Genomic DNA, 12,120 nt, shown 5'->3' on the forward strand with positions numbered 1-12,120 from the left:
AATGAACGATAATAAAATGACGCCGGTGGAGCGACGCGCCACATGGGGTTTGGGTACGGTATTTTCCCTGCGAATGCTGGGCATGTTTATGGTCCTGCCGGTGTTAACCACCTACGGCATGGCGCTTCAGGGTGCAAGTGAAACGCTTATCGGCCTGGCGATCGGCATCTACGGTCTGGCGCAGGCGATTTTTCAAATCCCCTTCGGCCTGCTCTCCGACCGCATCGGGCGTAAACCGCTGATCGTCGGTGGGCTGCTGCTGTTCGTTCTTGGCAGTATTATCGCCGCCACCACCAGCTCGATCTGGGGCATTATTCTGGGCCGCGCGCTACAGGGTTCCGGCGCCATCGCCGCCGCCGTGATGGCGCTGCTCTCTGATTTAACCCGTGAACAGAATCGCACCAAGGCGATGGCCTTTATTGGCATCAGCTTTGGCGTCACCTTCGCCATCGCAATGGTCATCGGCCCAATCGTTACCCATGCGCTTGGCCTGCACGCGCTGTTCTGGATGATCGCTATCCTCGCCTCGCTGGGCATCGTGATCACCCTGCTGGTGGTGCCCAATGCTCCTAACCACGTGCTGAATCGCGAATCGGGCATGGTGAAAGGCAGCTTCCGCAAGGTGCTCGGCAATTCACGTTTGATTAAACTCAACGTCGGCATTCTCTGCCTGCATATCCTGCTAATGTCCAGCTTCGTCGCCCTGCCCGGCCAGTTCGAGCAGGCGGGCCTGCCCGCCTCCGAGCACTGGAAAATCTATCTGGTCACGATGCTGATCGCCTTTGTCGGCGTGGTGCCCTTTATTATTTACGCCGAGGTGAAACGCCGCATGAAGCGGGTCTTTGTCGCCTGCGTCGGGCTGATCGTGATCGCGGAGATTGTGCTGTGGGGCGCGGAAGGCCACTTCTGGACGCTGGTGATCGGCGTGCAGCTTTTCTTCTTCGCCTTCAACCTGATGGAGGCGATTCTGCCTTCGCTGGTGAGCAAAGAGTCGCCGGCGGGCTACAAAGGCACGGCGATGGGGCTTTACTCCACCAGCCAGTTTATCGGCGTGGCGATTGGCGGCAGCCTCGGCGGCTGGGTGTTTGGTCATTTTGACGCGCAGACCGTGTTTCTGGTGGGCGCCATCGTCGCCGCGATCTGGCTGTTCGTCGCCATGACCATGCAGGAGCCGCCTTACGTCAGCAGCCTGCGCATCGTGCTGAGCGACAACGCGCTGGCGGTGCCGAATCTGGAACAGCGTCTGAAGGCGCAGCCGGGCGTCTCAGCCGTGCTGATCGTGCCGGAAGAGAAAAGCGCCTATATCAAGATCGACAGCAAGGTCACCAGCCGTCCCGAGCTGGAGGCGCTGCTCGCCAGCAGCTAAGCGCGTTCGCTGCATAAAAAAACCCGGCCTGCGCCGGGTTTTTGCTTTTTACCTTGCCGCTCAGAGCGACATATCCACCACGATGCGCCCCTCGATTTTACCGGCGCGCATGCGGTTGAAAATGTCGTTGATATTGCTCAGCGGCTCCACGGCGACGCTGGCCTTGACCTTATGCTGGCCGGCAAAATCGAGCGCCTCCTGCAGATCTTTGCGCGTGCCGACAATTGAGCCGCGCACGGTGATACCGTCCAGCACCATATCAAAGATAGAGAGATCGAATTTGCCGGGCGGCAGGCCGTTCAGCACCATGGTGCCGCCGCGCCGCAGCGTGCCGATCGCCTGTTCAAACGCCGTGGGCGAAACGGCGGTCACCAGCGCACCATGCGCGCCGCCGAAGGCGGTATGGCAGACCTGCGCCGGATCCGCCTTGCGGGCGTTAACCACCACGCTGGCGCCGAGACGCTGCGCGAACGCCAGTTTATCGTCGTCGATATCGACCGCCGCGACGTTGCGCCCCATCGCCACGGCATACTGGATCGCCAGATGCCCCAGCCCGCCGATGCCGGACACCATCACCCAGTCACCGGGTTTGGTATCGGTCATCTTCAGTCCCTTATAGACGGTGACGCCGGCGCAGAGGATTGGCGCGACCTCGGCGTATTCAAGGTTATCCGGCAGCAGGCCGACATAATTCGCGTCCGCGAGGCAATATTCGGCAAAGCTGCCGTTAACCGAGTAGCCGGCGTTTTGCTGGCTCAGACAGAGCGTCTCCCAGCTCTCCAGGCAGTGTTCGCAGTGGCCGCACGCCGAGTAGAGCCAGGGAACGCCAACGCGATCGCCCAGGCGAAGATGGGTCACATTGGGCCCGAGGGCCACCACCTCGCCAACGCCTTCATGGCCGGGAATAAAAGGCGGCGTCGGTTTGACCGGCCAGTCGCCCTCCGCCGCGTGCAGATCGATATGGCAGACGCCGGTGGCGGCGATTTTCACCAGGATCTGGCCCGGCCCGACCTGCGGCACCGGCACCTGCTCAATCTCCAGCGGCTGACCAAAGGCTTTCACTACGGCGGCTTTCATCGTTTTCATGATTCGTCTCCTCAGTAGACAGGCTTCTGAAGAAATGTGCGCGACTTTGCCGTGCATCGTGTTGATGTAGAGCAGGATTGGGTGAAAAGCGTGCGGCGCGCAGGACGCCGCACGTTAAAAGGGGGGATCAGTCGCGGAAGTTTTTAAACTGGAATGGCTGACCGAGGTTGCCGCCGCGCACCAGCGCCATCGCGCTCTGCAGATCGTCGCGCGACTTGCCGGTCACGCGCAGCGACTCGCCCTGAATCTGCGTCTGCACTTTGATCTTGCTCTCTTTGATCAGCTTGACGATTTTCTTCGCCACTTCTGTCTCAATGCCCTTTTTCATTTTGGCATCGACGCTCCAGCTCTTGCCGCTGTGCTCGATCTCTTCCGGGATATCCAGGGCAGCGCCCTCAATGCCGCGCTTGAGCATCTTCTCACGCAGCATATCCACCAGCTGTTTCACCTGAAAATCAGATTCGCTGGTGACTTTGATGGTTTCATTCTTTTCGTTAAGCTCAAAACTGGCGCTTACGTTACGAAAATCGAAGCGGGTCGTTAATTCACGGTTGGCATTTTCGACCGCGTTGCGGACTTCCTGCATGTCGATTTCGGAAACGATATCGAAAGATGGCATCTCTTCTTCTCCTGACGCTAAAGTGACATGCATAATACGCGTCTTGCCGCACTAAACAAAATCAGGCTGCGCACAACGCTATACTTATTGCTGTGTAGTATGAACAAACGACAACCCCGGATGCGGGAGGCAGTATGAAGATTACCGTGTTGGGTTGCGGCGCCATCGGCCAGATCTGGCTCGCCGCGCTTGCACGCCAGGGCCATGAGGTGCAGGGATGGCTGCGCGTGCCGCAGCCCTACTGTTCCGTTAACGTTATCGATTATCAGGGCAAGGTGAGCAACCACACCTTTATCGCCAACGATCCGCTGTTTCTGGCCGACAGCCAGCTGCTGCTGGTGACGCTCAAGGCGCCGCAGGTGTCGCCCGCGGTGCGCAACCTGCAGAGCGTGCTGTCGGACGATTGCCCAGTGTTGCTGCTGCACAACGGCATGGGCACGCTGGATGAGCTAAAAGGTCTCAGCCAGCCGCTGCTGCGCGGCATCACCACCCACGCGGCGATGCGTGACGGCACGGTGATAAAGCATGTTGCCAGCGGCATCACCCATATCGGGCCGGCCAATCGGAAAAGCGCCGCCTGGAGCGATCTCGCCGATATTCTGCACGCGGCGCTGCCGGACGTCGCCTGGCATGACAACATCGGCGCCGCCTGCTGGCGCAAGCTGGCGGTTAACTGCGTCATCAATCCGCTCACCGTCGAGCACGACTGCCAGAACGGCGCGCTGCGCGCCTGGCCGCAGCAGATCGATCTGCTCTGCCAGGAGCTGAGCTGGGTGATGGAGCGCGAAGGCCAGCACATTACCGCCGACAGCCTGCGAGACATCGTTTACAACGTGATTGAGACCACGGCGGCCAACACCTCGTCAATGCTGCAGGACGTGCGGGCGCAGCGCCTGACCGAAATCGACTACATTACCGGCTTTCTGCTGCGGCGCGCTCGCGCGCAGGGCATCGCTGTGCCGGAAAACATCCGGCTTTATGAGTTAGTTAAACGCAAGGAGTCCCATTATGACCGCGAACATGCCAGTGCTGGTTTGCCTCGCGCATGGCAGTGAAGAGACCGAAGCGGTCACCACCATCGATCTGCTGGTGCGCGGCGGCCTGCAAGTGGTCACCGCCAGCGTCGAGAGCGACGGCACGCGTGAGATCCACTGTTCGCGCGGCGTGCGCCTGCTGGCTGACGCGCCGCTGGTGGAGGTGGCCGATAACGACTACGCGGCCATCGTACTGCCGGGCGGGCTAACAGGCGCGCAGACCTTTCGCGACAGCCCGCTGCTGGTGGAAACCGTGCGCCAGTGCCATCTCTCTGGCCGCATCGTGGCGGCGATCTGCGCCGCGGCCGGCACGGTGCTGGTGCCACACGATCTCTTCCCGGTCGGCAATATGACCGGATTTCCCGGCTTAAAAGAGACCATTCCGGCGGAGAAGTGGATGGAGCGGCGCGTGGTGTGGGATCCGCGCGTTAATCTGCTCACCAGCCAGGGGCCAGGCACGGCGATGGATTTCGCGCTCAAGCTAATCGATCTGCTGGCAGGCAAAGAGAAAGCGGCGGAAGTGGCGTCGCAGCTGGTGCTGGCGCCGGGGATCTACGATTACAGCGAATAGCACGCAGCGCGCCGTCGGCAGCGCCCAGAGAGGGTTGCCGACGGCGCGCGCAGCTTACGGACGGTAAACCTTTACGTTTTTAAAGCCCTGCTCGTGCAGGTAGAGCGCCTGCAGTTTGCTCATCACGCCGCGGTCGCAGTAGAGCAGCCAGGTTTTGCTCTGGTCAAGATCGCCGAACTGGCTGCTGAGCTTGTAGAACGGCAGCGATTTCACCTCGGTGCCCTGCAGCGTCAGCGGCTTATCTTCCTGCTCGTCGATGGCGCGAATATCGAGCACCACGTCGTCGCTGCCGAACGAGTCAACGGTTTCCACTTCCACCACCTCCTCTTCGGCCTGCTCGGCGATGTCGCGGATATCGACGTTGCTCGCCTCTTCCACCACGCGCTGCAGAATAGCGAAGTCGAAATGCTGCTCTTCCGCCTCGATCTTCGCCTTCACCGCTTTCACCGTCGGGCTTTTCGAGATCACGCCGCAATATTCCGGCATGGTGCTGGCGAAATCTTCGGTGCCGATTTCGCGCGCCACCTTGATGATGTGCTCTTTATCGTGCGAAATCAGCGGACGCAGGATCAGGGTGTCGGAGGCGTTGTCGATCAGGCGCAGGTTGGTCAGCGTCTGGCTGGAAACCTGGCCCAGCGCTTCGCCGGTTACCAGCGCCTGCACGCCGTAGCGCTCGGCGACCATTGACGCCGCGCGCACCATCATGCGCTTCAGCACCACGCCCATCTGGCCGTCATCCACTTTTTCCAGAATCTCGCCCACTACCGGCTCGAAGTTGATCGCCACAAAGCGCACGCGATGGGAGCGGCCGAAGCGGTTCCAGATATAGTGCGCCACCTGGCGCACGCCGATTTCATGCGCCGCGCCGCCGAGGTTAAAGAAGCAGTAGTGCACGCGGCAGCCGCGGCGCAGCAGCATATAGCTGGAGACACCGGAGTCGAAGCCGCCGGAGATCAGCGACAGCACATCTTCCTGGGTGCCGATCGGGAAGCCGCCCAGCCCTTCGTAGCGGCCGGTGATCAGCATCAGGCGATCGTCGTCGATTTCGAGATGAACGGTGACGTCCGGCTTGTTGAGCTGCACCTTCGCGCTGGCGATATGCTGATTAAGCCCGCCGCCGACGTAGCGCTCTACGTCCTGCGAGCTAAACTCATGTTTACCGCGTCGTTTAACGCGCACGCAGAAGCTTTTGTTTTGCAGGCTGTCGCCGTAGAGCGCCAGCGTCTGCTCGAAGATGTCGTGCACGCTGGTATAGCTGCGGTCTTCCACCGACAGCACGTGATGAATACCGGGAATGCGCGTGAGTTCATCGACAATCACGCCGCGCAGCCCTTCGTCTTTGGAACGCACTTCAATGTGATCCCAGTGACGCACCACGGCGATATCTTCGCCAACGGTTTTCAGCACGTTGCGGATATTGCTGGTGAGAATTTTAATAAAGCGCAGTCGCACCGACTGACTTTTGATGGTGATTTCAGGAAATAACTTGATGATAAACTTCATGGCGACACGAATTCGTTGGGCAAATAAGTGCGAGCGAGCAGCACTTAGCTGGTAAAATCACAAATATTGCGGGCTAAAGGGCGCATCCGCATCCGAGGCGCGAGAGTATATCACCTTTGTCAGATGACTGCTTCTGCAACCGCAGTCACATTGATTATTTTGCTAATCAAACGCTCTCCGCTACCATGACCGATTACGAGATAAAGTCTTACACGTGAGTCGACACTGAATATGCCGAAAAAAGCCGAACAGCCTGCCAGTTTTGAAACCTCCTTACAGCAGCTGGAGCAGATCGTCAGCCGACTGGAGAGCGGCGAGCTGCCGCTGGAAGAGGCGCTGAATGAGTTTGAGCGCGGCGTCCAGCTGGCGCGCAACGGTCAACAAACCCTACAACAGGCGGAGCAGCGCGTGCGCATTCTGCTCAGCGACGATAAAGACGCCGATCTCAGCGCCTTCACGCCGGAAAACAGTTAATGGATTTTATTCACCTGCTGAGCGTTTACCCGGAACGCGTAAACGCGGCGCTGTCGCGCTTTTTAGCGCCGCTGCCCTTTCAGAGTTCTCCTCTGGTTAATGCCATGCGTTATGGGGCATTATTAGGCGGTAAACGCCTGCGTCCTTTTCTGGTCTACGCCACCGGCGAAATGCTGCGCGCCGACGCGGCGAGCCTTGACGCGCCCGCCGCCGCCGTTGAATGCATTCACGCCTACTCTCTGATCCATGACGACCTGCCCGCGATGGATGACGATGCGTTACGCCGCGGCCAGCCGACCTGTCATATTAAGTATGGCGAAGATACCGCGATCCTTGCGGGCGATGCGCTGCAAACCCTGGCGTTCTCTATTCTGGCCGACGAGCCGATGCCGGGCGTTAGCGACGCCTGTCGAGTGGCGATGATCGCCGAGCTGGCGCGCGCCAGCGGCGTCGCCGGTATGTGCGGCGGTCAGGCGCTCGATCTGGCGGCGGAAGGCCAGCGCGTCGGGCTGACGCAGCTTGAGCAGATCCACCGCCATAAAACCGGGGCGCTGATCCGCGCCGCGGTGCGCCTTGGCGCGTTAGCGGCAGGCGAACGCGGACGCGCCGCGCTGCCCGCGCTGGACACCTATGCCGACGCTATCGGCCTCGCGTTTCAGGTGCAGGACGATATTCTGGATGTGGTCGGCGACAGCGCGGTAACCGGTAAAAAACAGGGTGCCGATCAGGATCTCGACAAGAGCACCTATCCGTCGCTGCTTGGGCTGGAAAGCGCCCGCGCGAAAGCCAGAGAGCTTCACCAGCAGGCGCTGAGCGCGCTGGACATTCTTGCGGCGCAATCGTTAGACACCACAGCATTGCAGGCGCTGGCAAGCTTCATAATTGAACGCGACAAATAACTTCCATAATGAGTCTCTGATGAGTTTTGATATTGCAAAATACCCGACACTGGCGCAGGCCAGCACCGTTGAGGAGCTGCGCGCTCTGCCGAAAGAGTCGCTGCCGGCGCTGTGCGACGAACTGCGTCAATACCTGCTGGACAGCGTCAGCCGCTCCAGCGGCCATTTCGCCTCGGGTCTGGGCGTGGTCGAGCTGACCGTCGCACTGCATTACGTCTACAACACGCCGTTCGATCATCTGGTGTGGGATGTCGGTCATCAGGCCTATCCGCATAAAATCCTGACCGGCCGTCGCGACCGCATCGGCACCATTCGTCAGAAAAATGGCCTGCACCCCTTTCCCTGGCGCGGCGAGAGCGAATATGACGTGCTGAGCGTCGGCCACTCGTCGACGTCGATCAGCGCCGGTCTCGGCATGGCGGCGGCGGCGGAGCGCGAAGGTCTGGGCCGTCGCACCGCCTGCATTATCGGCGACGGCGCGATCACCGCCGGCATGGCGTTTGAGGCGATGAACCACGCGGGCGACATCAAGCCCGATATGCTGGTGATCCTTAACGACAACGAGATGTCGATCTCAGAGAACGTCGGCGCGCTGAATAACCGTCTGGCGCAGATCCTCTCCGGCAAGACCTATTCGCGCCTGCGCGAAGGCGGCAAGCGCGTGCTAGGCGGGCTGCCGCCGATCAAAGAGCTGGTGAAGCGCACCGAGGAGCATCTGAAAGGCATGGTGGTGCCGGGCACGCTGTTCGAGGAGCTGGGCTTTAACTATATCGGCCCGGTAGACGGCCATGACGTGCTGACGCTGGTCGCCACGCTGAACAACATGCGCAGCCTGAAAGGGCCACAGTTCCTGCATATCATGACCAAAAAGGGCAAAGGCTACGCGCCGGCCGAAGAGGATCCGATCGCCTGGCACGCGGTGCCGAAGTTCGATCCCGCCAGCGGCGCGCTGCCCAAGAGCGCCGAAGGCCTGCCGAGCTACTCGAAAATTTTCGGCAACTGGCTGTGCGAAATGGCGCAGGATGACGCGAAGCTGATGGCGGTGACGCCGGCGATGCGCGAAGGTTCTGGCATGGTGGAGTTTTCGCGCCGCTATCCGTCGCAGTATTTCGACGTGGCGATTGCCGAGCAGCATGCGGTGACCTTCGCCGCCGGCATGGCCATCGGCGGCTATAAGCCGATCGTGGCGATCTACTCGACCTTTCTGCAGCGCGCCTACGATCAGCTGATCCACGACGTGGCGATCCAGAAGCTGCCGGTGCTGTTCGCTATCGATCGCGGCGGCATCGTCGGCGCCGACGGGCAGACGCATCAGGGCGCGTTCGATCTCGCCTTCCTGCGCTGCGTGCCAGAGATGGTGATCATGACGCCGAGCGACGAAAACGAATGTCGCCAGATGCTCTACACCGGCTATCACTATCAGGATGGGCCGAGCGCGGTGCGCTATCCGCGCGGCAACGCGGTCGGCGTCGAGCTGACGCCGCTGCAGAGCCTGCCGCTGGGCAAAGGCGTGGTGAAGCGCCAGGGCGAGAAGCTGGCGATCCTCAACTTCGGCACGCTGCTGCCGGCGGCGGCGGAAGCGGCGGAAGCGCTTAACGCCACGCTGGTGGATATGCGCTTCGTGAAGCCGCTCGACGAGGCGCTGATTGCCGAGCTGGCGCAGAGTCACGAATCGCTGGTGACGCTGGAAGAAGGCGCGATCAAAGGCGGCGCGGGCAGCGGCGTCAACGAGACGGTGATGGCGAAGCGCCTGCGCGTGCCGGTGCTCAATCTGGGCCTGCCGGATGAGTTTATCCCGCAGGGCACGCAGGATGAGGTGCGTCACGACTATCAGCTGGATGCGCAAGGCATTCAGCAGCAGATCCGCGACTGGCTCGCCGAGTAAATTCCCTGCCCCGCTCTCCTGCTATGCTTAACCGATTGTTAATGCATAGCAGGAGCTTTCATGAAAACCACGCAGTTAGGCAATACCGATCTTCAGGTTTCCCGTCTCTGTCTCGGCTGTATGACCTTTGGCGAACCGGACCGCGGCCGTCACGCCTGGACGCTGCCGGAAGCGAGCAGCCGCCCGCTGATCCAGCAGGCGCTCGACGCAGGCATTAACTTTTTCGATACCGCCAACAGCTACTCCGACGGCAGCAGCGAGGAGATTGTCGGCCGGGCGCTCAAGGCGTATGCGCGTCGTGATGAGATCGTGGTCGCCACTAAGGTTTACTTCCCGCTCAGCAATCTGTCGCAGGGGCTGTCGCGCAGCAATATCATGCAGTCGATCGACGACAGCCTGAAGCGTCTCGATATGGAGTATGTCGATCTGCTGCAGATCCACCGCTGGGATTACGAGACGCCGCTGGAGGAGACGCTGGAGGCGTTAAGCGACGTGGTGAAGGCGGGCAAAGCGCGCTATATCGGCGCCTCTTCCATGTACGCCTGGCAGTTCGCCAAAGCGCTCTATACCCAGCGTCAGCACGGCTGGGCGCCGTTTGTCAGCATGCAGGATCAGTACAACCTGATTCAGCGCGAAGAGGAGCGCGAGATGCATCCGCTCTGTCAGGCGGAGAATGTCGCCGTGCTGCCGTGGAGTCCGCTGGCGCGCGGTCGTCTGACGCGTCCGTGGGGCGAAACCACCGCGCGCTCGGTGTCGGACGAGTTCGGCAAGACGCTCTACAGCGCCACGGAAGAGAATGATGCGGCCATCGCGCAGCGCGTCGAGGCGATTGCGGCGCAGAAAGGGGTGAGTCGCGCGCAGGTGGCGCTCGCCTGGCTGCTGCATAAGCCGGCCGTGACCGCGCCGATTATCGGCGCCTCGCGCGCCGAGCAGCTGGCGGATCTGGTAAAGGCGGTGGAGGTCGATCTAAGCGCCGAGGAGATTGCCGAGCTGGAGACGGTTTATCAGCCGCATCCAGTAGTGGGATTTGAATAGTAGCCTGCGGATTAAGTGCCTGCACGGGCGGCATGGCCAGATCGCAAAGTCGCTCAAGGCATCCCTTGCGCGCTCGGCCCGCGCCATCCCTGGCGCGGGACGCTTTGCTCTTCTGCCCATGCCGCCCGCTTGTAAGATAGAGTGCGCGCTGAAAGAGGTTTCAGCACGCGCCAGCAAAAGTCAGGCCGCCAGCCACACCCCTGCCGCATACAGCAGCGCCGCCGAGATCACGCCGGCGATAATATCGTCCACCATAATCCCCATGCCGCCGTGCACGTTGCGATCGAACCAGCGGATCGGCCAGGGCTTCCACATATCGAAAATGCGGAACACCACAAAACCGGCCAGAACCCACTGCCAGCTGTTGGTCGGGATCGCCATTAGCGTAATCCACATGCCAATAAACTCATCCCAGACGATGCTGCCGTGATCGTGCACGCCCATATCTTTGGCGGTGCGGTGGCAGATATAGACGCCAATGCTAATGCCCAGCAGCACGATCAGCGAATAGAGATCCTGCGGCAGCCGCGCCATCAGCCACCAGAAGGGGATCGCCGCCAGCGACCCCATGGTGCCCGGCACATAGGGGCTTAAGCCGCTGCCAAAGCCGGTGGCGAGCAGATGCCAGGGATTGCTCAGCCGCAGGCGACCCTTCGCCACATCCTTATTTCGCGTCAAAATGATCAAATCCTTTATGGCTGAAGGTAACCGGTTTGTTGTGCTCCAGCAGCGTCAGCCCTTCCGCTTCCGGCATCAGCTGGCCGATACAGGTAAAGGGCACGCCGAGATGACCCAGCGCGACGTCGAGCGCGCCGCGATTCATCTCCGGCACGGTAAAGCAGAGTTCGTAATCCTCGCCGCCGCTCAGCGCCCAGCGCAGCACCTGCTCAGGCTCGAAATGGTCGCGCAGCGCCGACGACAGCGGCAACGCCTCCAGATTGAGCCGCGCGCCGCAGCCGCTGGCCTTAAGAATATGGCCGAGATCGGAAATCAGCCCGTCGGAGAGGTCGATGGCTGCCGAGGCGAGCGAGCGCAGCGCCTGCCCCTGCAAAATGCGCGGCATCGGGCGCAGATGACGCTTGATCAGCACCTCATGCACCGCCGGATCGTCGATGCGGCGATGATGCTGCAGCAGCGCCAGCCCCGCCGCGCTGTCGCCCAGCGTGCCGGTGACGTAGATCCAGTCGCCCGGCTTCGCGCCTGAACGTTTCAGCGCGCGTCCCTGCGGCACCAGGCCGTGGATGCCCAGCGTCAGGCTCAGCGGGCCGCGCGTGGTGTCGCCGCCCACCAGCTGCATATCGTAATACTCCAGCAGCTCAAACAGGCTTTCGCTGAAGGCTTTCAGCCAGGCTTCGTCGACTTCCGGCAGGGTCAGCGCCAGCGTCAGCCACGCCGGATCGGCGCCCATGGCCGCCAGGTCGCTCAGGTTGACCGCCAGCGCTTTATAGCCGAGATCGGCAGGATGGATATCGCGTAAAAAGTGGACGCCCGCCACCAGCGTATCGGTGCTGATCGCCAGCGTCTGTTTCTCCGGCACGCTCATCAGCGCGCAGTCGTCGCCGATGCCGGTCTCGACGTCGCGGCGGCTGCGGGTTCTGCGATTGAAATAGCGTGCGATGAGTTCGAATTCGCCACAGGACATGGTTAC

General features: G+C 61.2%; 12 protein-coding genes. 7 read left to right on the forward strand and 5 right to left on the reverse strand.

All coding sequences use genetic code 11. The features are described from left to right. The first annotated feature begins 1 nt into the window (after position 1). Complete coding sequence (locus MC269_RS13990; RefSeq protein WP_081139303.1) at positions 2 to 1,366, forward strand: MFS transporter; 1,365 nt, start codon at positions 2 to 4, stop codon at positions 1,364 to 1,366. Between the two features lie 60 nt (positions 1,367 to 1,426). On the opposite strand, the gene adhP is transcribed toward MC269_RS13990, so the two are convergent. Together adhP and MC269_RS14000 are read right to left on the reverse strand one after the other, a co-directional pair. Further along, on the reverse strand, positions 1,427 to 2,452 hold the full coding sequence (gene adhP / locus MC269_RS13995; RefSeq protein ID WP_239952772.1) for an alcohol dehydrogenase AdhP: 1,026 nt from the start codon (positions 2,450 to 2,452) through the stop codon (positions 1,427 to 1,429). A 127-nt stretch (positions 2,453 to 2,579) separates the two neighbouring features. Beyond that, a complete protein-coding gene (locus MC269_RS14000) occupies positions 2,580 to 3,071 on the reverse strand; it encodes a YajQ family cyclic di-GMP-binding protein (protein WP_081139301.1) in 492 nt (163 codons plus the stop codon). 134 nt (positions 3,072 to 3,205) lie between these two features. Between MC269_RS14000 and panE the strand changes: the two genes are divergently transcribed. Then, entirely contained in the window at positions 3,206 to 4,126 is a 921-nt protein-coding gene (gene panE / locus MC269_RS14005) for a 2-dehydropantoate 2-reductase (protein WP_239952773.1), read from the forward strand. Next, positions 4,080 to 4,676 carry a protein deglycase YajL gene (gene yajL, locus MC269_RS14010; RefSeq protein WP_081139299.1) on the forward strand — a complete coding sequence of 199 codons (597 nt, stop codon included), beginning with the start codon at positions 4,080 to 4,082 and terminating at the stop codon, positions 4,674 to 4,676. Before panE ends, yajL begins: the two co-directional genes overlap by 47 nt. A 54-nt stretch (positions 4,677 to 4,730) precedes the next feature. On the opposite strand, the gene thiI is transcribed toward yajL, so the two are convergent. Beyond that, positions 4,731 to 6,179 (reverse strand): tRNA uracil 4-sulfurtransferase ThiI, encoded by a 1,449-nt coding sequence (gene thiI, locus MC269_RS14015; RefSeq protein ID WP_081139298.1) that lies wholly within the window; start codon positions 6,177 to 6,179, stop codon positions 4,731 to 4,733. A 231-nt stretch (positions 6,180 to 6,410) separates the two neighbouring features. Here thiI and xseB point away from each other — a divergent pair, with 231 nt between their 5' ends. Genes xseB through MC269_RS14035 form a run of 4 tightly spaced genes read left to right on the forward strand, consistent with a single transcriptional unit; the run spans position 6,411 to position 10,472 of the window. Then, positions 6,411 to 6,653 carry an exodeoxyribonuclease VII small subunit gene (gene xseB, locus MC269_RS14020; RefSeq protein ID WP_081139297.1) on the forward strand — a complete coding sequence of 81 codons (243 nt, stop codon included), beginning with the start codon at positions 6,411 to 6,413 and terminating at the stop codon, positions 6,651 to 6,653. Next, positions 6,653 to 7,552 carry a (2E,6E)-farnesyl diphosphate synthase gene (gene ispA / locus MC269_RS14025; RefSeq protein ID WP_239952774.1) on the forward strand — a complete coding sequence of 300 codons (900 nt, stop codon included), beginning with the start codon at positions 6,653 to 6,655 and terminating at the stop codon, positions 7,550 to 7,552. Before xseB ends, ispA begins: the two co-directional genes overlap by 1 nt. Positions 7,553 to 7,571: 19 nt before the next feature. After that, a complete protein-coding gene (dxs, locus tag MC269_RS14030) occupies positions 7,572 to 9,437 on the forward strand; it encodes a 1-deoxy-D-xylulose-5-phosphate synthase (RefSeq protein WP_239952775.1) in 1,866 nt (621 codons plus the stop codon). A gap of 60 nt (positions 9,438 to 9,497) precedes the next feature. Then, positions 9,498 to 10,472 carry an aldo/keto reductase gene (locus MC269_RS14035; RefSeq protein ID WP_081139294.1) on the forward strand — a complete coding sequence of 325 codons (975 nt, stop codon included), beginning with the start codon at positions 9,498 to 9,500 and terminating at the stop codon, positions 10,470 to 10,472. A 180-nt stretch (positions 10,473 to 10,652) separates the two neighbouring features. On the opposite strand, the gene pgpA is transcribed toward MC269_RS14035, so the two are convergent. Then, positions 10,653 to 11,159, reverse strand: coding sequence for a phosphatidylglycerophosphatase A (pgpA, locus tag MC269_RS14040; RefSeq protein WP_371824343.1), 507 nt, complete (start codon positions 11,157 to 11,159; stop codon positions 10,653 to 10,655). Continuing rightward, positions 11,137 to 12,114, reverse strand: coding sequence for a thiamine-phosphate kinase (gene thiL, locus MC269_RS14045; protein WP_239952777.1), 978 nt, complete (start codon positions 12,112 to 12,114; stop codon positions 11,137 to 11,139). Before thiL ends, pgpA begins: the two co-directional genes overlap by 23 nt. Between the last annotated feature and the right edge of the window lie 6 nt (positions 12,115 to 12,120).

This window comes from Pantoea sp. Z09, from assembly GCF_022394795.1.
Lineage (GTDB): Bacteria > Pseudomonadota > Gammaproteobacteria > Enterobacterales > Enterobacteriaceae > Pantoea > Pantoea latae.